We start from the raw sequence: 20,828 nt of genomic DNA on the forward strand, positions 1-20,828 counted from the left end.
TGTATGTCTCGATGGGATCGGGCAGCGTGGCGAAGGCGCAGCGTGGGGGCATTTTTTGCCGCCGGGCCGACCCAAGGCAAAAACGCCCCCTTGGGGGGCAGCAAGCCGAAGGCGCAGCGTGGGGGCATTTTTGCCGCCGGGCCGACCCAAGGCAAAAACGCCCCCTTGGGGGGCAGCAAGCCGAAGGCGCAGCGTGGGGGCATTTTTGCCGCCGGGCCGTCCCAAGGCAAAAACGCCCCCTTGGGGGGCAGCAAGCCGCAGGCGCAGCGTGGGGGCATTTTTTGTGATGTTTCATTTGCAGGTGTTGGCGTGGTCTCGTATTTGGGCCTCGCATGTGCGCAGGCGCAGGCGGGGGGGCGAGGCATGGCCGGCATCAGGGATGGTGGCGCAGCGGGGCTGGGGAAGCCGTATTGCCGTGGCAGGCGTGCTGGCGATGGCGGGCGTACCGGCCGTCGCAGGAACGTCGTTGCAGTCAGGGGCCGCGCCGATCGGGCTGGCCCCGGCAACATCGCCCGCGAGCCAGGCCGCTGCGTCATCGCTCGTCGCGCAGTTCGATGATTCATCGTCGGGCAGTTATGACGTGATCCAGCGAGCGGCGCGCGAGGGGATTCGGGTTTTGTCGCCCACTCAATCCCTGCCCGTCGCGCCGGTCGCCAATGTGCCGTTTCAGGAGCTGCCTCTCGATCCCTCTCCTTGCCAGATGCAGCCGGCTGAGGGGTTGAAAGATGCGTCATTGCACGAGAACCCATCCCCTACTGCGCCGGAAACCGCCGCTGACGCTGCGGACGCTGATCCTGTGAACGCGCCGACGCCGGACAGTCCCGGCGACCCATCGGCGCTGAGCCAGACGCCTGCAGATCAGGCCGCTGCCTTGCCCATCGAGTGCGCCAATCTGTTTCCTGATATTGTCCCCGTGCCTCAGCAGGAATATTCCTTCGGCCTGGAAACGGTGGATCCTGCGCTGCAAGATCCTGTGGTGGTGGTGACGACCGGTCATCCCTCCACGCGCCCCTGGTTTTCGGCGGTGGGGTCACAACAAGGGTTTTCCTATAGCGGTGGACAATGGACCTACCGCGATACTGTCGGACCGACTGTCTCGATGGGCAATTTGACGGCAAATGCCCCGATCTGGGGCAGCGCGGTTCCCATAGGTGGCCTGCAAGTGTCCTCCAGTTGGAACGGCGGGGCGCAGACCGTGTCGGAGGGGACCTTTGCCTACTCCTCTGCGGTGGGGAGGCTGAACTACACCGATACTACGGTCCCGGCGGGGGCGATTGATTATGGCGAGACCGCTGGCAGCGGTTCATTGCGATACGGCCTGACGCCCAAGCTGACGCTGGAAAGCCAGATGCAGAGCGCTCCCGACATGTCTACTCATGGGCTGGGCACGACTTATGCCGCCGGTGGCCTCGGTACGTTTCAGATGGGCGCCACACAAAGCAATTTCGATCACGTCAATGCGTGGCGATATCGCTTTGGTTACAACGTCAATTTGGCCGAGTCGGTCAGCCTGGCCGTGACGAATGAACAGATCGGTGTGGGGTTTGGCGATTTGTCGGATTACCGCAGCGGTGCGGTGGGGGCACCCACCATGCGCAATACCCTGGCGGCGGGCGTGCCTTTGCGAGGGTGGGGGACGTTGACGGGGAGTTACACCGGTACCCGGGAAAGCGGCGTGGCAGTTGAGCAGCGCTTCGGGTTGGAACACAGCATGTTGGTCGCTCCCAGCGTCCGGCTGGCGGTCGGGGCTGATCGCGACGTGGTGACGGGCGATTACGAGATGCGCGCTGGCATTACCATGCCGGTCGATGCCTTCATGCGTGGCCGATGGATTCCTTGGTAGTGATCAATTTGTGCGGTTGGCACCCCAGCCGGTGCAATGAGGCTTAAAATCGCCGCCATGACGTTTTTCGCTACTTCCCATGTCTGACCCCCGCGCCCAGGACGTCCTGCAGCGCGTTTTCGGTTACGAATCCTTCCGCGGCGACCAGCAGGCCATTGTCGATCACGTGATCGCAGGGGGCGATGCCCTCGTGTTGATGCCTACTGGCGGCGGCAAGTCGCTGTGCTATCAGGTCCCGGCGCTGGTGCGCCAGGGGACCGGTGTCGTGGTGTCTCCGCTGATCGCCTTGATGCAGGATCAGGTCGACGCCCTGACCGAACTGGGCGTACGGGCCGCGTTTCTGAATTCCACACAAGACTGGCGAGTAGCGCGCGAGGTCGAGCAGGCGTTCATCAATGGCGAGCTTGATCTGTTGTATGTCGCGCCCGAGCGATTGCTGACGGACCGTTGTTTGCAGCTGCTCGAGCGCGGCCGTATTGCGCTGTTCGCCATCGACGAGGCTCACTGCGTATCGCAATGGGGACACGATTTCCGGCCGGAATATCTCGGGCTGTCGATGTTGCACGAGCGTTGGCCAGAGGTGCCGCGCATCGCCTTGACGGCGACCGCGACTGCCACCACGCGCGTCGAGATTGCGCAGCGCCTGGCGCTGGACCAAGCCGAGCATTTTGTCGCGAGCTTCGACCGGCCCAATATCCGCTATCGCATCGTCGAAAAAAATGAGGTGCGCCGCCAGTTGCTGGATCTGATCCGCTCCGAGCACGAGGGCGATTCCGGCGTGGTGTATTGCCTGTCGCGTGCACGCGTCGAAGAGACCGCTGATTTCCTGTGTCAGAACGGCATCAGTGCGTTGCCCTATCACGCGGGGTTGAACACGGCGGTGCGGGCCGCAAACCAGTCACGTTTTCTGCGCGAAGACGGTATCGTCATGGTCGCGACTATCGCCTTTGGCATGGGGATCGACAAGCCCGACGTCCGCTTCGTTGCCCATATTGACCTGCCCAAATCCGTCGAAGGCTATTACCAGGAAACCGGCCGCGCGGGCCGCGATGGCCTGCCCGCCAGTGCGTGGTTGGCCTACGGTCTGCAGGACGTGGTGCAACAACGCCGGATGATCGACGAATCCCAGGGCGATGAGGCTTATCGCCGCCGCCTCGGACAGCAGCTCGACGCCATGTTGGGTTTGTGCGAGACCGTGGAATGCCGGCGCGTGCGGCTTTTAGCCTATTTCGGGCAGACGATTACGGCTTGCGGCAATTGCGATGTCTGTCTGGAGCCGCCTCAGGCCTGGGACGGCACCGTGGCCGCACAAAAGGTCTTGTCGGCCGTCTATCGCCTCTGGAAAGAGCGCGGGCAGCGCTATGGGGCCGGGCATATCATCGACATCCTGCGCGGCAAGAGCACCGACCGGACACGACAGCATGGGCACGAGGCCCTGAGTGTATTTGGCGTGGGGGCCGACCTGTCGGATAACGCGTGGCGCGGCGTTTTGCGGCAATTACTGGCGCAGGGGCTGCTGACCGTGGATAACGAGGGGTTTGGCACCTTGGCTTTGACCGAAGGCAGCCGCGCCGTCCTCAAGGGCGAGCGCCAACTGATGCTGCGGCGCGAGTCCGAAAAGAAACCTCGCAGCTCGAAATCAAGTACGCGCACACGTGCGCCGGTCATTGATCTGCCGCCCGATGCCATGCCGCTGTTCAATGCGTTGCGTAACTGGCGTGGAGAGGTCGCGAAAAACCACGGTGTGCCTGCATATGTGATTTTCCATGACGCGACATTGCGTGAGATTGCCCTGGCCAAGCCGGCGTCCATGGAGGATCTGGGGCACATCAGCGGGGTCGGAGCACGCAAGCTCGAAGCCTATGGCGACGATATTCTGCGACTGGTGGAGTAGCGCCGGGGCAGAGCCTACGGCGCTATCGCGAGGGAAATGGATTTCCCGCGTTATTTGCTGAACAGGTCCGCGTTGTCCGAGGGGGGCGCCAACCCCAGATGCCGCCACGTTGTCAGCGTGGCAGTGCGGCCACGCGGCGTGCGTTGCAGATAGCCGTGTTGAATCAGATAGGGCTCGATGACGTCTTCGATGGTGTCGCGTTCTTCGCCTATGGCTGCTGCCAGGCTATCCACCCCCACTGGGCCGCCGTCGAATTTGTGGATGATGGCCTCCAGCAGCTTGCGGTCCATCAGATCCAGACCCTGCGGGTCGACCTCCAGCATGGCCAGCGCACGGCTAGCTGAATCGGTATCAATCACGCCGTGGGATTTGACCTCGGCGTAATCGCGGACTCGGCGCAGCAGGCGGTTGGCAATGCGAGGGGTGCCGCGGGCGCGACGCGCGACTTCGGCGGCGCCGTCGGGTGTGATCTCGGCATTGAGCAAGCCCGCGCTACGCGTCACGATGTGCGCCAGATCCTGTGCGTTATAAAACTCCAGGCGCGACACAATACCAAAGCGATCGCGCAGGGGGTTGGTCAACATGCCTGCACGTGTGGTGGCGCCTACCAGCGTAAACGGTTGCAGGTCCAGCTTGACGCTGCGGGCTGCGGGGCCTTCGCCGATTAGAATGTCGATCTGAAAGTCTTCCAGCGCCGGGTACAGAATTTCCTCGACCACTGGCGACAGGCGATGGATTTCGTCGATGAACAGGACGTCGTTTTTTTCCAGGTTCGTCAGCAGTGCCGCCAAATCGCCAGGGCGCTCGAGCACCGGCCCGGAGGTCTGGCGCAGTTGCACGCCCATTTCGTGGGCAATGATGTGGGCCAAGGTCGTCTTGCCCAATCCAGGCGGTCCGAACAGCAGGACGTGATCCAGCGCCTCGCCCCGCTTGCGGGCCGCTGCGATGAAGATCTCGAGCTGCTCTCGCGCCCGTTGCTGCCCCACGTATTCCTGCAATGCCTTGGGCCGCAGGGCGCGTTCGATGGATTCCTCGTTGGGCGACACCGGTTGCGGCGCGACCAATCGAGGAGCGTCGGGCAAAGAAGAAAGCGAGTCAGACTGGATGGCCATAGTTCAGAGTAGGGCTGGCGGTCGTGCAAAAGACAAGGCAAAAATAAAAGGCGCCGGCACGTGAGCATCGTACACCACGTGAGCGGCGACGGTGGGCGATGACAACGCTTGCGGACAGATGGTGATACTAGGGAACCGAGGCAGGCACGGCGGCGGGGTTCGACGGCTGCCGGCGACGATATCGGCGACTGCCGCGCACGACGGCGCTGACGATGCGGCGAACAAAAGATATCATTTCGGCATTCCCTCACTTTGCTATCCCAGGAATCCCATGTCCGCTGCATTGCCTACTTACGAAGACGTTGTCCGCGCCAGCGAAATCCTGGCCGGCGCAGCACATCGCACACCTGTGCTGGTTTCATCCACAGCCAATGCGCGCACGGGTGCCCAGGTGTTTTTCAAGTGCGAAAATTTCCAGCGCATGGGGGCATTCAAGTTTCGGGGTGGTTACAACGCGATTGCACAGCTGACGCCCGAGCAACGTGCTGCCGGGGTGGTGACATTTTCATCAGGTAATCACGCACAGGCCATCGCGCTGGCTTCGCGAGAACTCGGTGTGCAGGCCACCATCATCATGCCTCACGATGCCCCTGCAGCCAAGCGTGCAGCTACCGAGGGCTATGGCGGGCAGGTCGTCACATATGACCGCTACCAGGATGATCGCGAGGCCGTCGCGCGCCGTATTCAGCAGGAAACCGGTGCAACGCTGATTCCCCCGTACGATCATCGTGATGTGATTGCCGGGCAGGGCACGGCCGCCAAAGAATTGTTCGATGACGTCGGGCCGCTGGACGCGTTGTTCGTTTGTCTGGGTGGAGGCGGCTTGCTGGCGGGCTCGATCCTGTCGGCCAAAGCCCTCAGCCCGGACTGCGAGGTCTATGGCGTCGAACCCGAGGCGGGCAACGATGGCCAGCAGTCGCTGCGCAAGGGGGAAATCGTGCGTATCCCCGCACCGAAGTCCTTGGCCGATGGCGCCGTGACCACGCATCTGGGGCAGTTGACCTTTCCTATCATTCAACAGGGCGTCAAAGACATCGTTACTGTCACCGACGATCAGTTGGTCGACACGATGAAGTTCTTTGCCGAGCGCATGAAAATGGTGGTCGAGCCGACAGGGTGTTTGTCGACTGCTGCGGTATTGCAGCAGGTCGTCGCGGTGCCAGGCAAGCGCGTCGGTGTCATCATCAGCGGCGGCAACGTCGATCTGGCGCAGTATGGACGCCTGTTGGCGGGGTGATAGGCGTTGATGCGTGCCAGCTCTATGCTTTCGGATGCTGGCCGTCAGTTCAGCGCACCAACGCCTTGAGCGCCAGGCGTATCCCGTCCGACACGCTCGTGCCCTCCGGCAACGTCTTGAGTGCAGTCTGAGATTCTTTATCCGAATATCCCAGCGCCAACAGCGCATTCAAGATATCCGTTTGCGTATCAGGCAAGGCGTGCGCTGTCGCACCGATGTCCGCGCCCAGCTTGCCGCGCATTTCCAATAGCAGGCGTTCTGCGGTTTTCTTGCCGATTCCCGGCACGCGCGTCAGCCTGCCCGGTTCCTGCAATGTGATGGCCTGTGCCAGATCGCTCACCGACAACCCTGACAACACGGCCAGGGCGGTACGAGCACCGATGCCGCTGACCTTGATCAACTCGCGAAACGCGCTGCGTTCGTTGGCCGAGGCAAAGCCATACAAAATATGCGCATCCTCGCGTACCGTCAGATGGGTGTAGAGCGTGACTCGGGCGCCGAGCTCAGGCAGCCCATAGAGCGTGCTCATCGGGACTTCGATGTCATAGCCCACGCCGTTGACGTCCACGCATAGCGTGGGCGGGAGTTTTTCGATCAGGGTTCCGGTGATGCGTCCGATCATGGTGACAATGCCAGCAAACAGGTGAGAGAGGGCGTGGATGATACGCCGTGTATGGTCGGCATTCTACGCGGGATGGCGTACCGGGCGGCCATCGTGCACGCGGACAGAATAGTTGCCGCAGCTCACCATGTCAGATTCGACGGATTGTCAGGCCGCGATTGGCGGTCAGCGATTGTCACGCTGCGATTGACAGTCAGCGTACCAGCCGGCCACCGCGTACCCGGGCTCGGCCACTGCCGCGGCCCAGCATGTCAGCATTCGCCAAGTTACCCAGCCGTGTCTGCAGCGGGCCGACGTGAGCGTGACAAATGGCGCAAGCCAAGGCATCCGCCGAATCGGGCGCCGGTGTGCCATCCAGCGACAGCAGGCGTTGCACCATCATCTGCACCTGCTCTTTTGCCGCTCGCCCGGTGCCCACCACGGCCTTTTTGATTTGCAGCGCGGTGTATTCGTGCACGGCCAGCTCGCTGTCTGCTAGCGCGCAGAGCGCAGCGCCACGCGCCTGCCCCAGCAATAGTGTCGAGGCAGGGTTGGTATTCAGAAACACAATTTCCAGTGCGGCGACATCCGGCTGGGTGTCGCGCGCCACCTGGCGCAGATTGTCCAGAATGACCTTCAGGCGCTCAGGCAGTGATAACGCCGGCGGCACCACGATGGTGCCGCTGGCGACATAGCGCAGCCGCATACCCTCGGCATCGATCACACCGAAGCCGGTGCGGCGCAATCCTGGGTCGATGCCGAGAACACGCATCAGTGGCGGAAGTGGCGCGTGCCGGTCAGGACCATGGCAATGCCATGCTCGTCGGCAGCGGCGATCACTTCGTCGTCACGGACGCTGCCGCCCGGCTGAATCACGCACGTTGCGCCTGCTGCGACCACCACATCCAGCCCATCGCGGAACGGGAAGAACGCATCGGACGCCACGGCCGAACCCTGCAGCGTCAGGCCGGCGTTTTCTGCCTTGATCGAGGCAATACGAGCCGAATCAATACGGCTCATCTGGCCCGCGCCCACGCCCAGGGTCATGCCGCCGCCGACGAACACAATGGCGTTGGACTTGACGTACTTGGCGACTTTCCAGGCAAACGCCAGGTCGTTCATTTCCTGTTCGGTGGGCTGACGCTTGGTCACGACCTTGAGCGCGTCGCTCGGCACTTGATAGGCGTCGGGCGTTTGAACCAGCCAGCCGCCGCCCACGCGCTTGATATCGAAATCGTTCTGGCCTGTGCCAGCGGGGATTTCGAGAACGCGGACGTTTTTCTTGGCGGCCAGGACGGCCAGCGCAGCGCCGTCATAGGCAGGGGCCAGCAGGACTTCTAGAAACTGGCTGCTGACGGCTTCGGCCGTCGCGGCATCGACCGGACGGTTAAAGGCGATGATGCCGCCAAACGCCGAGGTGGGGTCCGTCTTGAAGGCCTGTTGATAGGCATGCAACGGGTCTTGCGCGACCGCGACGCCACACGGATTGGCGTGCTTGACGATGACGCAGGCCGGCGCGTCAAAGCTGCGCACACATTCCCACGCCGCGTCGGCATCGGCGATGTTGTTGTACGACAGTTCTTTGCCCTGCAACTGGCGATAGTTGCCCAGCAGGCCGGCTGCGCGCGTCGAATCGACATAGAACGCGGCCTTTTGGTGAGGGTTCTCGCCATAGCGCAGGGCTTGGGCCTGTTGCACCTGCAGGGTCAGCGTACGCGGCCAATCCAGTCGAGCCGGAACGGCCTCCTGGGCGGGTGCGGGCTCGGCCAGGCTGGTCAAATAGGCGGCAATCGCGCCATCGTAGGACGCGGTATGCGCGTAGGTCTTGGCGGCCAGCTCCAGGCGCAAGGCGTACGAGGTACTGCCCGTCTGGTCGATTTCGTGCAGCACGCGCGAGTAGTCGGTCGGGTCGATCACGACAGTGACGCCCCCGGCTTCGGTGCCGTGGTTCTTGGCGGCCGCACGCAGCATGGCCGGGCCACCGATATCGATGTTTTCCACCGCATCGGCAAAACTGCAATCCGGCTTGGCAATAGTTTCACGGAACGGATACAGATTGACGACCAACATGTCGATGCGATCGATTCCGTGCTGGGCGATGGTATCCAGGTGCTCCGCGCTGTCGCGGCGAGCCAGCAGGCCGCCATGGATCTTGGGATGCAGCGTCTTGACCCGGCCGTCGAGGATCTCGGGCGAGCCGGTGTGCGTCGCGACTTCCGTGACGGTCAAGCCGGAATCGGCCAGCAGGCGGGCCGTGCCCCCGGTGGATAGCAGACGTACGCCGCGCGCAGCCAGGGCACGGGCGAATTCGACGATGCCGGTCTTGTCGGACACCGAGAGCAGGGCAGTTTCGATTTTCATGGTTGGGTTGGGGGGATAGAAAAAGCGTTCAGAGGCGCAGCGCGCGCGAAAGGCCTACGGCTGGATATTGTGCGCCTGGAGTTTTTTGCGCAGGGTATTACGGGTGATGCCCAGTATTTCAGAGGCGCGGGATTGGTTGCCGCCAGAACGTTCCAGCGCGACTTCGAGCACCGGACGTTCGACGCAACGCATCACCATGTCCCACATATCGTGGGGCTCGGAGTCACCCAGGTCTTCGAAATAGCGCGCCAAGCTGGCGCGCACGCAGTCTTCCAGGACATCATTCTTACTCATTTGTACAGATTTTATAGTTGGAGGTGGGAGGCGGATCACGCCGCCATCAGCGGTTGCGCGGCGAAAACCGGTGGTGCCGGGTCGCCGCGGGTGAGTTCGTCGAACCAGTCCGACACCGCCCGCCATTGGTCGTGCGTGTTGTCGATCTGATTCATGCGGTTGCGAAACGGGTCTGCACCGGGCAGACCGTCTACATACCAGCCTATATGTTTGCGCGCCGAACGGACACCGGTATGTTCGCCGTAAAAACGGTAATGATCATTCAGGTGCTCGAGCAGCAAGTCGCGCATTTCTGCGTAAGACGGCGGCGCGAGCGTCTCGCCCGTCTGCAGATAGTGGTCAATTTCGCGAAAAATCCAGGGGCGCCCTTGGGCTGCACGACCAATCATGACGGCATCGGCGCCCGTGTAGTCCAGCACGTAGCGCGCCTTTTCCGGGGAATCGATGTCGCCATTGGCGACGACCGGTATGGACAGTTCGGCCTTGACGGCGCGTATCGTGTCGTATTCGGCTTCGCCGGTATAGAGGTCGGCCCGCGTGCGGCCGTGTAGCGCCAGGGCGGCGATGCCGGCCTCCTGGGCGCGCCGTGCCACGCGTAATGCATTGCGATGGTCGCGATCCCATCCGGTCCGGGTTTTCAGCGTGACAGGCACGCCCAATGGCGCACATGCCTCCACGACGGCATCCAGAATGCGGGACACCAGGTCTTCGTCGCGCAGCAGGGCCGAGCCCGAGGCCAGATTACACACTTTCTTGGCCGGGCAGCCCATGTTGATATCGATGATGCGGGCGCCGCGTTCGGCATTGAATGCGGCGGCTTCGGCCATCATCGCGGGGTCGGCCCCAGCAATCTGGACCGCTACCGGGGCGATTTCACCATCATGATTCAAACGCCGGGATGTCTTGACGCTGTCCCACAGGCGCGGGTTGCTCGCGGCCATTTCCGACACAGCGTAGCCTGCACCCAGCCGTTTGCATAATTGACGGAAAGGGCGATCCGTCACCCCCGCCATGGGGGCGACCAGAACATTATTGGAAAGAGTCCACGGGCCGATGCGCATGCGCACATTTTAACCGACCGGGAAGCCCTCTTTTGGGGCGAATGCGGTCGCTCCCCAATTTTGCCGGCAATGTTGAGGTTTGGAGCGGGTCGGCTTGCTAACGATATGTGTTCAGGAACGCAGACCCTGCAATAAGTGCCGCGCCAAGGGGGCTCGCAGCGGAGCAGCCAGATCCAGTGCCAACAAACCCGCCCCGCAGGCGTGCTCGATAGGCGCCAGTCCTGTCGCAAAGGCGCGCGGCATCAAATCGGTCAGTCCCGCCGTAATCCAACGGTCAGCCAGGCGTGAGCTGGCGAATTCCGCCAGCTTGGCACCTGGATCGCCCGCGGGGGTGCCCAGCCAGCCGGACAGCACCTGCGCCAGGCGCGCGGCGTCGCGCAACCCGAGATTCAGGCCCTGGCCCGCCACGGGGTGCAAAGTCTGGGCCGCATTGCCTATCGCGACGACGCGGCCCTGGACTAGCGTGCGCCGGGCACTGAGCGCCAAGGGAAATACGTGACGGGGTGCATCGCTGGACAGCCGCCCGAGCCGCGTTCCAAAGGCTGCACTCAAGGCGGCAGAGAACGCCGCGTCATCATGCTTCGCCAATTCGGCGGCACGATCGGGAGAACTGCACCAGACGACCGAATAGGCATGCGCATTGAGCGGGTGGGGGAGCAAGGCCAACGGCCCTTCGCGCGTGAAGCGTTCCCATGCCCAGGCCGAACGCGGCAGCGTCGCCTGGGCGCTCGTGACAATGGCATGCTGGCTATATTCGCGCCGCACATCGGCGCCGCCACTGCCATCAGACAGCACGGCGACGCTGCACAGGAGCTCAGTGTCGCCCTGGCGAATTCGGATCCCCTGGTTATCTTGGTGGTGCACGTGGGCGGGCGGGCCATGCAGCACCGTTACCCCGCTGGCCGTGGCGCAGTTCTGCAGCGTGGCGTGCAATTCGGCATAGGACACGACGCTGCCCAGACGAGGCACCTGAAAATCGTCAGTATGAATAACCGTGCTGCCCAGCCGTCCGCGCTGGGAGACGTGAACATGGCGAATATCCGCGGCCCGGCCCGGCCAAGCCCGCAACGATTCCAGCAAAACCCGGCTGCCGTGGTTCATCGCCAGCACACGGGGGTCCGTCGCAGGGGATGGTGCCTGTGCAGCCGGCGCTGCCGATCCCGCCAGCAAGGCAATGCGTTGCGGTTGTGCGGTATGCCGTGCTAATAACAGTGCCAGCACATGGCCAACCGGGCCCGCGCCCAAAATCGCGATATCGTAAGCAGACTGAGTCATAGGCGAATTTTACCGTCCACCCCTACAATCCCACCATGACATCCGTCCCGTTCTCCGCTCCCGCAGCAATGATCCGTCCTCGCAACAAAGTGGTGCTGGGGCTGCTTGCCTGTTTTCTTGGCGTATTCGGAGCGCATTGGTGGTACCTGAGGCGGCGTTATGCCTGGCTGGTGACGCTGGCCGCTGTGGTCTGCCTGGTGGCAGCGACACAATTTCCTGTGTGGTACGACAATCCCGCGGTTTTCCTGCTGTTCATTCCGATGATCGACGGTTTCATCGAGGGGGTGGTCTTCAGCCTCATGCCGGACGAGAAGTTCGATCGCCTGTATCACCCCGGACAGGGGCGGGTAACTCATACGGGACTGGGTCCGGTACTAGTGGCGATAGCCGGGACACTGGTAGGCGCTACCGTGGGCATGTTCGCCATCGCCATGGTGGTGGTGTACACCTGGACGGCGATGGGATGGCTGGACGGATTCGTGCTGTAGCCGTTTGGATTATTCCCGCATCAGCGCCTCGATTTCTCTGGCGTCGACTGGCACACCCCGCGTAATGAGCTCGCAGCCCTCTGCAGTGACCAGCGCATCATCTTCGATGCGGATACCGATATTCCAGAATGCCTCGGGCACGTCCTCTGCCTCGCGCACATAAATGCCCGGCTCGATCGTGAGCACCATGCCGGCCGCCAGCGACCGCCAGGGGCGGTCCTGTTCCGAGATTGAGCCTTGCCGGTAATCGCCCACATCATGCACATCCAGCCCCAGCCAATGGCCAGTGCGATGCATATAAAAACGCGTATACGCGGCCGATTCCAGCACGCCGTCCAGCGAGCCGTTCAGCAGCCCCTCGTCCAGCATGCCTTGGGCCAGCACACGCACGGCGGCCTCGTGAGCATCGTTCCAACTGCGGCCCGGTGCGGTCGCCTGCACCGCGGCCTGCTGTGCGGCCGCCGTCAAGTCATAGAGGGCGCGTTGAGGGCCCGTAAATCGTCCATTGGCGGGAAATGTGCGGGTAATGTCGGACGCATAGCTGTCATATTCGCAGCCCGCGTCTATCAACACCAGGTCACCGTCACGCAGCACGGTATCGCCGGCGGCGTAGTGCAGCACGCACGCATTGGCGCCTGCGGCCACGATGCTGGGATAGGCGGGCGACTGGGCGCCATGACGCCGAAACTCGTACAACAGCTCGGCTTCCAATTGATACTCGTGCATGCCGGGCCGGGCGGCCCGCATGGCGCGCGCATGGGCGCCCGCCGAAATGCGCGCCGCCTGGCGCATCGTGGCGATTTCGCTGGCGTCCTTGATCACACGCATATCGGCCAATATGGGCCGCAAGTCCTGGATGCGGCCAGGCGCCAGGCGCCGGCCGCGCCCCTGTTGTTCGGCCTGGAGCAGCCAGTGCCGCAGCTTGCGTTCGACCGGCCCGGTCGCCGCGAAAGAGCGGTACAGCGTGGGTTGATCCGCTAACAAGGCGGGCAACAAAGTGTCCAGTTTATCCGTGGCATAGGCCTCGTCGAATCCATAGCGTGTCACCGCGGCATCGGGGCCGCAGCGGTAGCCTTCCCAGATTTCTTGCTCTGGGTGTTTTGCCCGGCAAAACAGAATGGCACGATCCGTGATGCCAGCGACCAGCACCAGCCATGCCTCGGGCTCTATAAAGCCCGTCAGATAGTAAAAATCGCTGTCGTGTCGATACGGATATTCAGCGTCGTGATTGCGCTGGGCGTGTGGGGCAGTCGAGAGCACTGCGATCCCGCCGCCTGCCGCCCGCATATGGGCCAACAAGCGTCGACGGCGTTCAACGAATGGAGCGATATCAGGGCAGGGCAGGCTCATGGCAAAGTCGGCGAGGCCATCAATAATGAAAACACACTCACTTTACCGCGCCCATCGCGTGCAGGCGGGACAGAAATGTCTCAATCAGCGTCTGATTTTCGCCTGTTCTGCGCAGACCCAAAGGCAGCTGCGCGTCACCGTCAGTACGTGTGGAGGCAGGGCGCGACCAGCGCAGCGGCTACGGTGGCCCGGCGCCAGAAAATATCCTGGTTGCTGCCATCCCTGCGCAACGTACGCCGCTGGAGCGGCTGCTACAATCCCGCCCACTGTCATTGGGGAGTAGCCATCCTTTGATCCCCAAAGGAGTCAGCGTCAACAGACTTGGTGGTCTTGACCCCATGGCGCTGACGGTTCCCGAGCCGCGACTTCGCACGCGGCCGGTCAGCCCGGCGAGACCTTTGGCCGCAGTGCGTTCACCTTGCCGGGCGAGCCGCACTGTCGCGCCATTGGTATCTGCTCGTCCGGCTGTGCATCATGTTTCTCACACTGTTTCTGTTTTTCCTGTCCGCGCTGGTCATCTACTTTGCCTGCGAGTATTTCGTCAACGGTATCGAGTGGGTGGGACATAGACTGAACCTGGGAGCGACCGCCACAGGCACCGTGCTCGCCGCGTTTGGCACCGCTTTGCCCGAAAGCGCCGTCACCTTTATGGCCGTGGTTTTCGGTTCCTCTCCAGAGCAGAAAGACATAGGAGTGGGGGCCGCCATGGGTGGGCCGCTGGTGTTGGCCACCCTGGCGTATGCCGTCGTCGGCCTGACATTGTGGCGCGCACGGCGTGCAACCTGTATTAACGCGGATCAGCCCAGGTTGGCACGCGACCAGGCCTGGTTCATGGCCGTGTTTGTCTTCAAAGTCGGTTTGGGTCTGCTGGCGTTTGTCTGGAAGCCTTGGTTGGCCCTGGTGTTTGTGGGGGTGTATGCGCTTTACGTCAAACGCGAGTTGTCCAACGACGAGGCCTGCCTGGACTGCGATGACCTCGAGCCGTTGAAACTGCGGCCCAGCGACGAGAACCCCTCCATGACCTGGGCTTGTACGCAAACCGTCCTGGCACTAGTCGTGATCGCCGGCGCATCCCATGTGTTCGTGAATCAGATTGAATTGTTGGGCATCGCGTTTGGCGCCTCGCCGCATCTGGCCGCCTTGTTGCTGGCACCTGTGGCGACTGAGTTGCCCGAGATCATGAATGCCCTCATCTGGGTGCGCCAGGGCAAAGAGCGCCTGGCCTTGGCTAACATTTCGGGTGCCATGATGATCCAGGCCACCATTCCCAGCGCCTTGGGTATCGCCATGACACCGTGGTTGCTGGACGGTCCATTATTGATGGCAGGTTTCCTGACCTTGGTGTCCATCTCCATACTGTGGATACGTTTTCGCCGCGCCAGCATGAGCGTTACTGGCTTGGCAGCCGTGGGAGGGCTGTATGGGGTGTTTGCGCTGTACCTGGTCTGGCACTTTTTGGCTTGAATCCGTCAGAAACCCGAAAATATGACCGGCATCCCCTCGACACGATCCTTGACACAATTTCGGGAAAACCCTTGTTCTCGAGCCGAAGTTCGCGTAAAATCAATACGTTTACATCATTTGGAGTTGTTCTGTGAATACCGATTCCGGCGACAGTAGTCGATCTTGCATCGACGTCGCTGCCTGACAGGATCTCCGCAGAATCTCCTTCTGCCGCATCCTGCCAGTGCAGGGTGCGGTATATGACAACCAGTCCTTGGTTGTCACGTCCCCACCAAACCGCCAGAACCGCCGCTGTCTTTTCGCAGCCTGCGTAGCCGCGCCCCATTTGCGCGCCTAACGTATGCCGCGGGATAGGCACGTGCGTATTCGTCTGAACGCTCCGAGCTTTATCGGGAGGCTGCTATGCGTTTATTTGATCTGTTCATGCGCCGCGCCGGTGTGGACCGCGCCAGCTCACTCAATCGCCGTCACGGTACGTCGCGATTGACCATCGTTTGTCCGCGCGATGCCTTGGGGGCGGTACGCAAACAAGTCTGCCTGGACTTTGGTGCAGCCGGGCTCGACGTTGCACAATTCCAAATCGACTCCAGCCGCGACGCCGATTACGCATCGGCGTGCATCACCGTCAATTGTCCCCCTGAGCTTCGCTCCGAGCTCATGTCGCAGGCTCGCCGCCTGCAGGCCAACCCTGCCGTGCGCCATGTGCATTTTGGCGCATCGGCCAACACCACCAACGCCGCCGCCGTCGCGACGGCGTGATCGCCCGGGGCGGCGCCGCGATGGCGCTGCCTCACCCCAGCACGTTTTTTGCCCCTCATCTGCTGCCGATTAACGGCATGCAAACTCCAGGTTGCCTTGTCCACGCGAAGCGGTCGTATTCGCGTAGACCCATAAAGGCGCAGAACGGTCCCTTACAATGAGCACATCGTCGGGTGCTGCGGGTTGGCGCCTTGTCTGCATCGTCGGGCTTAACGGATCTTGGCATGGATAGTCTAGGCTGGCTCGTCCCATGGGAATTTTCCCCCACCTTGGTCGCCGCATTCGTGGTTGCCATCGTGTTGTTCCTGCGTGGCCAGCGCGTACACCGTGTCACCAAAGCCCGCCAGTTTCTATTCTGGGCCGGCATCGTATTGCTATACCTGTCCCTGCATACGCGGGTCGACTACTACGCCGAGCGCATGTTCTTCATCCACCGCATACAGCATCTGGTCCTGCATCACCTGGGGCCGCTGCTGGTGATGGCTGCCTTCCCCGGGTCCGTTATGCGTGCGGGCTTGCCCCTGGCTTGGCGAATACGCTTGCGCGATTTTCTGCGCACAGCAGGCGGCCGTCTCATGGTCGTCGTATTGACCAACAAATACTTCGTTCCCGCGCTCTTCGTTTTTCTTGTCTTGATCTGGCTGATCCCGTCCGTCCAGTTCTATTCCATGTTGGATTGGCGTTTATACCGTCTGATGAATTGGTCCGTCGTCATCAGCGGATTCATGTATTGGAACCTGATCCTCGACCGCCGCCCCAGTCCCCCCGCTGCCATGAGTCCCGGCGGCCGCGTGATATCCCCCGTCCTGACCATGGCCCCCCAAATGGTCGCTGGCGCCGTCATTGCCTTCACCGAGTCCGACATCTACCCCTTGTTCGAACTCTGCGGCCGGGCCATCGCCATGTCTGCCCAAACCGACCAAACCATCGGTGGCCTGACCATGTGGATACCTGCTGCCCTGATCGAGGTCTTCGGCCTGATGGTTGCATTAGGCACCCTGATGCGCCTCTCCGGCAAAGGCCGCCTGCGCCCCGAAGACCGCCAGGCCCGCGACCGCGCCCGGCAACGCCAACTCGCCCAAGCCAAACCAGACAAGTCAGTCATTACCCCCTGACTCATGTTGGGACACCATTCCCCACCCGCGCCACATCCTGTGGCGCCCCCCCCAAAAAACAAACTCGGACGGCCACTTCCGCTAGCGCAACCAGCATCCGCAGCATGCCGTCACTGCGAGTTCCTGCCGGGTGCCTGAAAGCCATGCCGGCCCGTTGAGCGGCGGGCAGTCCCCGAAGGGGACCTCGGCGCCTGGTCTAGCGCCGAGCCGCTGCGATAGGGCCGGCATGGCTTTCAGGCACCCGGCAGGAACGTCTTAACAGAGACGCTCTCGGCAAGCAGAAGCAGAAGCAGAAAATCCCCTAACAGAGGCACTCCCGGCAAGCAAAAGCCCAAACAATCCCCCTCAATCAGCCAACTCACCGGCAGAAGGGGACTGCTATTCCCCCGTCAACCCATGATACTTCCGCCCCAACGCCACCGTAGCCTGAAACATCCCCGCCTTGCTCCCGCAGTCATACCGCTGCCCTTCATATCGATGCGCCCAGACCGGAGACTCGCTCAGCATTGACGCAATACCATCAGTCAGCTGAATTTCATTATTTGCACCAGCCTGCGTCGCCCTGAGATGAGCAAAGATCTCCGCCTCGAGCACATAGCGCCCCACCACCGCAAGCGTCGATGGCGCCTCCTCCGGCGTGGGCTTCTCGACAATGCGCGTAATCCGAGCCGTGCGGTGACCCCGCATATGGGTCTCCACGATGCCATATCTGCTGGTCTCTGACCGAGGAACATCCTGCACAGCCACCACACTGGCATTCTGGGCATAGGCCGTGTCGATGAGCTGCTTCAAAACCGGCGTCTCCGCATCGATCAGGTCGTCGGCCAGTAGTACCGCAAAAGGCTCATTGCCCACCGCCGGCGCGGCCGTAAGCACCGCATGACCCAGGCCCAGCGGCGCCGATTGGCGGATATAGAGGCAGTTGATATGGGCCGGCAAAATACCTCGCACCGTGTCCAGCAGCTCGTCTTTACCCTTGCGCTCCAGCGCGGTCTCCAGCTCGGGAGCCGAATCGAAATGGTCTTCGATCGCGCGTTTATTGCGGCCTGTAACGAAAATCAAATCTGTGATTCCCGCGGCCAATGCTTCTTCTACAGCGTACTGAATCAATGGTTTGTCGACGACAGGCAACATTTCTTTGGGCATTGCCTTGGTGGCCGGCAGAAAACGCGTACCCATTCCCGCAACTGGGAATACGGCCTTGCGAATCGGGCGCATGAGAGAGAACCTCAATAGAAAATTAAATGATCTGCCAAAACTTTTGCTGGCGATCGCTATCATATTGCCATGAACCGCAGCTATTCGATAATTTCGACATCAATTGTGAAGCGCTGCCTGGCCGGCGCCCTCAGCCTGAGCTTGGCCGTGCCTTTTGCGCCTGCCGTCGCTCAGCCTGTGGGTCTGCCCTCCATGGGCGCGGCGTCGTCGGCAGACTTGTCGCCCGCGCTGGAGCGCCAGCTCGGCGAGGCGATCATGGCGCAGGGCCGGCGCGATCCTACCTATATCAATGATCCCGAGGTCACTCAATATCTGACGACCATGGGGCGCAAGCTGGCGTCCTTTGCCCCTGGGGCAGTGCCTGACGTCGAAATGTTTGGCGTGCGAGACCCTCAAATCAACGCATTTGCCATGCCTGGCGGGTTCATCGGCGTCAACAGCGGCCTGATTGTCGAGTCTACCAGCGAGGCCGAACTGGCGTCGGTGCTGGCCCACGAAATCGGACACGTCGTACAGCGCCATATTGCGCGCGGCATGACGCAGCAGAACCAGAGTGGTGTCGTCATGATGGCCAGCCTGGCCGCGGCATTACTGGCTGCGCTGGCCGGCGGAGGCGGTAACCTGGCCATGGGGGTAGCCGCATTCGGGCAGGCCGCTGCGATCAATCAACAGCTGGGTTTTTCGCGCGATGCGGAGCGCGAGGCCGATCGGGCGGGATTTGTCATGCTGACCAAGGCAGGTTACGACCCCCAGGGCATGGTGCGCATGTTTTCGCGCCTGATGGGCGCCTCCCGCTTGAATGAAGGCATGGGCGGCGGTGCCTGGGCCAGTACCCACCCCTTGTCGATCGAGCGGATGTCCGACGTACAGAATCGGGCTCGCAGCGTGCCCTCCGAAAACTACGCGGATAGTGATGATTACTGGTACATCCGGGCAAAGATGCGGGTGATCCAGGGACGTGATGCAGTCAGTTTGCGCACGGCGAATCAAGTCTTGCAGGATGAGGCCACCAGACTGACCGGTGTGAGGCAGTCGGCGGCGAATTATGGTCTGGCCATGCAGGCGTTTCAGCGTAATAACCTGGATGACGCCCAGAATTTTCTCAATCAGGCCGAAGCCGGCGGGCGCAGCGCGCCGCAGCTGGCGCGGCTCGGTATCGACCTCGCCGCGGCCAAGAAAGACAATGCGCAAGCCTTGCAACTGGCGTCTGCCGCCGTCAAACGTTGGCCGCAACAACGCGCGCTAGGCATCGCCTACGCCCAGGCATTGCAGGGGGCGGGCCGCCATGCGGATGCGCAGGCCTATTTGCGCCAACGCATCAATCAGTGGGGCGATGACGAGCCTGGCCTGTATCAGATGTTGGCATACAGCGAGGAACGCAACGGCCAACCTGTGCAGGCGCGCCGCGATATGGCCCGATACTATGTGTTGACCGGGGCCTACGCCTCGGCCGAGTCTCAACTGCAACAGGCCCGTGGCATGTCCAAGGATTTCTACGAGCAATCGCAAATCGATGTACAGATTCGAGAGGTCAAGGATCGCTTGGCCGAAGAGCGCGATCTGCTGGAGCGATTCAAGAGCTGATTGCGCGGGGCGTGTCTGATAGTCCCGAGGGGAATCGATAGTTTAGAAAATTCGATTCCGCTTGGGTGAACTCACTGCCCCGTTTCAAAAAAACGTCCCAGCCGTTGCGGCAGCCATCCCAGGTGTGCCGGAAAGGCGCCCGTCGGAAAGCCGGCATGGCCGCCTTCGGCGGGTTGATGCAACAACACCTGATTCGAGCATTCACGGGGCATAGGCAGCGCACTTTCCGGCAGGAAAGGATCATTGCGCGCGTTCAATACCAAAGTGGGAACGGCAATACTGGCCAGCCAAGGCTTGCTGGAGGCGCGAGTCCAATAATCCAGGGCATTGCGAAACCCATGCATGGGTGCCGTGTACGCGTCATCGAAATCGCGCAAATCGCGCGCATGTGCGATACGCATGACGTCGATGGCGCCTGGAAAGCGCCTGGCCTTTTCCAGGACCTTGTGTTTCATGGTCTTGAGAAAATAGGCGCTATAGACCCGGCGGTTGAACATGCCGCGGGACAAGGCAGTGCCGCCCGCGACCAGATCCAGCGGGACCGAGACGCCAGCACACGCCGCGAGCCAGGATACCTGGTCTTGCTGCTCGCCCAGAAATTTCAATAGGGCATTGCCCCCCAGCGATACCCCGACAGCGTGCCAGCGCGCATGCGGAATGCGCGCGCGGACCGTGTCCAGCATGAAACCGACTTCGGCCGAATCCCCTGAATAATAGGCCCGTGCCAAGCGGTTCGGTGTGCCGGAGCAACCCCGAAAATGCGCAATGGCCACGATCCAGCCCCGCGCCCGGAAATGATGCGCAATGGATTGTGCGTAGCGGCTGGTGCTGCCGCCCTCCAGCCCGTGAAACAACAGTAACGCCGGCGTGTCGGGCGTTTGCGGCAAAGACCGCCAATCTGCGTCCGTCATCCAGCGCGCAGCTGCGGTCTTGCCCGGCACCACGGGCGCGGCATTGGCGATGGGTTGACCGTCTGCGCTCTTATGGGGAAATAGCCCCGGGCCGGTCCAGTCAATATCGATAAAGTCGGTATCGGGCGTGTCTACACGCTGCCTGACAAAGGCAATGCTGTGGTGTTGTGCGAGCAGTGCCGCATAGATCGTCTGACTATGGCGGTCAGGCAACCAGGCCGGAACTGGGCAGGGCGAGGTGTCGAGTCGGGCAATGGACAC

General features: G+C 62.0%; 18 protein-coding genes and 1 riboswitch. Of the genes, 8 read left to right on the forward strand and 10 right to left on the reverse strand.

The genetic code is table 11. The features are described 5' to 3' along the window. Window positions 1–286: 286 nt before the first annotated feature. Window positions 287–1,843, forward strand: a complete 1,557-nt coding sequence (locus ACYVI2_RS12655; protein WP_460490317.1) for a fimbrial protein — start codon at window positions 287–289, stop codon at window positions 1,841–1,843. Between the two features lie 79 nt (window positions 1,844–1,922). Then, window positions 1,923–3,737 (forward strand): DNA helicase RecQ, encoded by a 1,815-nt coding sequence (gene recQ / locus ACYVI2_RS12660; RefSeq protein WP_415822387.1) that lies wholly within the window; start codon window positions 1,923–1,925, stop codon window positions 3,735–3,737. Between the two features lie 50 nt (window positions 3,738–3,787). On the opposite strand, the gene ruvB is transcribed toward recQ, so the two are convergent. Beyond that, complete coding sequence (gene ruvB, locus ACYVI2_RS12665; protein WP_415822388.1) at window positions 3,788–4,849, reverse strand: Holliday junction branch migration DNA helicase RuvB; 1,062 nt, start codon at window positions 4,847–4,849, stop codon at window positions 3,788–3,790. Between the two features lie 271 nt (window positions 4,850–5,120). Between ruvB and ACYVI2_RS12670 the strand changes: the two genes are divergently transcribed. Continuing rightward, window positions 5,121–6,086 carry a threo-3-hydroxy-L-aspartate ammonia-lyase gene (locus ACYVI2_RS12670; RefSeq protein ID WP_415822390.1) on the forward strand — a complete coding sequence of 322 codons (966 nt, stop codon included), beginning with the start codon at window positions 5,121–5,123 and terminating at the stop codon, window positions 6,084–6,086. A 49-nt stretch (window positions 6,087–6,135) separates the two neighbouring features. Here ACYVI2_RS12670 and ruvA read toward each other — a convergent pair whose 3' ends face one another. The 6 genes from ruvA to ACYVI2_RS12700 form a co-directional block, all read right to left on the reverse strand. Continuing rightward, window positions 6,136–6,708, reverse strand: coding sequence for a Holliday junction branch migration protein RuvA (gene ruvA, locus ACYVI2_RS12675; protein WP_415805709.1), 573 nt, complete (start codon window positions 6,706–6,708; stop codon window positions 6,136–6,138). Between the two features lie 193 nt (window positions 6,709–6,901). After that, window positions 6,902–7,459: a crossover junction endodeoxyribonuclease RuvC gene (ruvC, locus tag ACYVI2_RS12680; protein WP_415822391.1), complete on the reverse strand. Its 558-nt coding sequence runs from the start codon at window positions 7,457–7,459 to the stop codon at window positions 6,902–6,904. Next, window positions 7,459–9,048, reverse strand: coding sequence for a bifunctional phosphoribosylaminoimidazolecarboxamide formyltransferase/IMP cyclohydrolase (purH, locus tag ACYVI2_RS12685; RefSeq protein ID WP_415822392.1), 1,590 nt, complete (start codon window positions 9,046–9,048; stop codon window positions 7,459–7,461). Before purH ends, ruvC begins: the two co-directional genes overlap by 1 nt. A gap of 54 nt (window positions 9,049–9,102) precedes the next feature. Continuing rightward, window positions 9,103–9,342 (reverse strand): helix-turn-helix domain-containing protein, encoded by a 240-nt coding sequence (locus ACYVI2_RS12690; RefSeq protein WP_094819995.1) that lies wholly within the window; start codon window positions 9,340–9,342, stop codon window positions 9,103–9,105. Between the two features lie 35 nt (window positions 9,343–9,377). Further along, the gene (gene dusB / locus ACYVI2_RS12695) at window positions 9,378–10,403 is read right to left on the reverse strand and encodes a tRNA dihydrouridine synthase DusB (RefSeq protein WP_415822393.1); all 1,026 of its coding nucleotides are present in this window, start codon (window positions 10,401–10,403) and stop codon (window positions 9,378–9,380) included. A 111-nt stretch (window positions 10,404–10,514) separates the two neighbouring features. After that, on the reverse strand, window positions 10,515–11,678 hold the full coding sequence (locus ACYVI2_RS12700) for a UbiH/UbiF/VisC/COQ6 family ubiquinone biosynthesis hydroxylase (protein WP_415822395.1): 1,164 nt from the start codon (window positions 11,676–11,678) through the stop codon (window positions 10,515–10,517). Between the two features lie 35 nt (window positions 11,679–11,713). Here ACYVI2_RS12700 and ACYVI2_RS12705 point away from each other — a divergent pair, with 35 nt between their 5' ends. Then, complete coding sequence (locus ACYVI2_RS12705; RefSeq protein ID WP_415822396.1) at window positions 11,714–12,166, forward strand: TM2 domain-containing protein; 453 nt, start codon at window positions 11,714–11,716, stop codon at window positions 12,164–12,166. A 9-nt stretch (window positions 12,167–12,175) separates the two neighbouring features. Here ACYVI2_RS12705 and ACYVI2_RS12710 read toward each other — a convergent pair whose 3' ends face one another. Then, window positions 12,176–13,516 (reverse strand): aminopeptidase P N-terminal domain-containing protein, encoded by a 1,341-nt coding sequence (locus ACYVI2_RS12710; protein ID WP_415822398.1) that lies wholly within the window; start codon window positions 13,514–13,516, stop codon window positions 12,176–12,178. 262 nt (window positions 13,517–13,778) lie between these two features. Beyond that, a riboswitch (yybP-ykoY riboswitch) is annotated at window positions 13,779–13,948 on the forward strand. Window positions 13,949–13,990: 42 nt separating this feature from the next. On the opposite strand from ACYVI2_RS12710, the gene ACYVI2_RS12715 reads away from it, so the two are divergent. The 3 genes from ACYVI2_RS12715 (at window position 13,991) to ACYVI2_RS12725 (ending at window position 16,854) form a co-directional block, all read left to right on the forward strand. Beyond that, window positions 13,991–14,980, forward strand: coding sequence for a sodium:calcium antiporter (locus ACYVI2_RS12715; RefSeq protein WP_415822399.1), 990 nt, complete (start codon window positions 13,991–13,993; stop codon window positions 14,978–14,980). A 402-nt stretch (window positions 14,981–15,382) separates the two neighbouring features. After that, window positions 15,383–15,739, forward strand: coding sequence for a hypothetical protein (locus ACYVI2_RS12720; protein WP_415822400.1), 357 nt, complete (start codon window positions 15,383–15,385; stop codon window positions 15,737–15,739). Window positions 15,740–15,963: 224 nt separating this feature from the next. After that, window positions 15,964–16,854: a cytochrome c oxidase assembly protein gene (locus tag ACYVI2_RS12725; protein ID WP_415822401.1), complete on the forward strand. Its 891-nt coding sequence runs from the start codon at window positions 15,964–15,966 to the stop codon at window positions 16,852–16,854. A 378-nt stretch (window positions 16,855–17,232) separates the two neighbouring features. Here the strand turns inward: ACYVI2_RS12725 and galU are convergent, their stop codons facing one another. After that, a complete protein-coding gene (gene galU, locus ACYVI2_RS12730; RefSeq protein ID WP_415818755.1) occupies window positions 17,233–18,072 on the reverse strand; it encodes a UTP--glucose-1-phosphate uridylyltransferase GalU in 840 nt (279 codons plus the stop codon). Between the two features lie 69 nt (window positions 18,073–18,141). Between galU and ACYVI2_RS12735 the strand changes: the two genes are divergently transcribed. Continuing rightward, on the forward strand, window positions 18,142–19,656 hold the full coding sequence (locus tag ACYVI2_RS12735; RefSeq protein ID WP_415818754.1) for a M48 family metalloprotease: 1,515 nt from the start codon (window positions 18,142–18,144) through the stop codon (window positions 19,654–19,656). A 71-nt stretch (window positions 19,657–19,727) separates the two neighbouring features. Here the strand turns inward: ACYVI2_RS12735 and ACYVI2_RS12740 are convergent, their stop codons facing one another. After that, entirely contained in the window at window positions 19,728–20,828 is a 1,101-nt protein-coding gene (locus ACYVI2_RS12740) for a YheT family hydrolase (protein ID WP_415818753.1), read from the reverse strand.

Source organism: Bordetella tumbae (assembly GCF_054780995.1).

Bases quoted from the DNA above. Each gene is read 5' to 3' on its own strand.
- ACYVI2_RS12655 (WP_460490317.1), top strand. From the start codon at position 287: ATGTTTCATTTGCAGGTGTTGGCGTGGTCTCGTATTTGGGCCTCGCAT.
- recQ (WP_415822387.1), top strand. From the start codon at position 1,923: ATGTCTGACCCCCGCGCCCAGGACGTCCTGCAGCGCGTTTTCGGTTAC.
- ruvB (WP_415822388.1), bottom strand. From the start codon at position 4,849: ATGGCCATCCAGTCTGACTCGCTTTCTTCTTTGCCCGACGCTCCTCGA.
- ACYVI2_RS12670 (WP_415822390.1), top strand. From the start codon at position 5,121: ATGTCCGCTGCATTGCCTACTTACGAAGACGTTGTCCGCGCCAGCGAA.
- ruvA (WP_415805709.1), bottom strand. From the start codon at position 6,708: ATGATCGGACGCATCACCGGAACCCTGATCGAAAAACTCCCGCCCACG.
- ruvC (WP_415822391.1), bottom strand. From the start codon at position 7,459: ATGCGTGTTCTCGGCATCGACCCAGGATTGCGCCGCACCGGCTTCGGT.
- purH (WP_415822392.1), bottom strand. From the start codon at position 9,048: ATGAAAATCGAAACTGCCCTGCTCTCGGTGTCCGACAAGACCGGCATC.
- ACYVI2_RS12690 (WP_094819995.1), bottom strand. From the start codon at position 9,342: ATGAGTAAGAATGATGTCCTGGAAGACTGCGTGCGCGCCAGCTTGGCG.
- dusB (WP_415822393.1), bottom strand. From the start codon at position 10,403: ATGCGCATCGGCCCGTGGACTCTTTCCAATAATGTTCTGGTCGCCCCC.
- ACYVI2_RS12700 (WP_415822395.1), bottom strand. From the start codon at position 11,678: ATGACTCAGTCTGCTTACGATATCGCGATTTTGGGCGCGGGCCCGGTT.
- ACYVI2_RS12705 (WP_415822396.1), top strand. From the start codon at position 11,714: ATGACATCCGTCCCGTTCTCCGCTCCCGCAGCAATGATCCGTCCTCGC.
- ACYVI2_RS12710 (WP_415822398.1), bottom strand. From the start codon at position 13,516: ATGAGCCTGCCCTGCCCTGATATCGCTCCATTCGTTGAACGCCGTCGA.
- ACYVI2_RS12715 (WP_415822399.1), top strand. From the start codon at position 13,991: ATGTTTCTCACACTGTTTCTGTTTTTCCTGTCCGCGCTGGTCATCTAC.
- ACYVI2_RS12720 (WP_415822400.1), top strand. From the start codon at position 15,383: ATGCGTTTATTTGATCTGTTCATGCGCCGCGCCGGTGTGGACCGCGCC.
- ACYVI2_RS12725 (WP_415822401.1), top strand. From the start codon at position 15,964: ATGGATAGTCTAGGCTGGCTCGTCCCATGGGAATTTTCCCCCACCTTG.
- galU (WP_415818755.1), bottom strand. From the start codon at position 18,072: ATGCGCCCGATTCGCAAGGCCGTATTCCCAGTTGCGGGAATGGGTACG.
- ACYVI2_RS12735 (WP_415818754.1), top strand. From the start codon at position 18,142: ATGAACCGCAGCTATTCGATAATTTCGACATCAATTGTGAAGCGCTGC.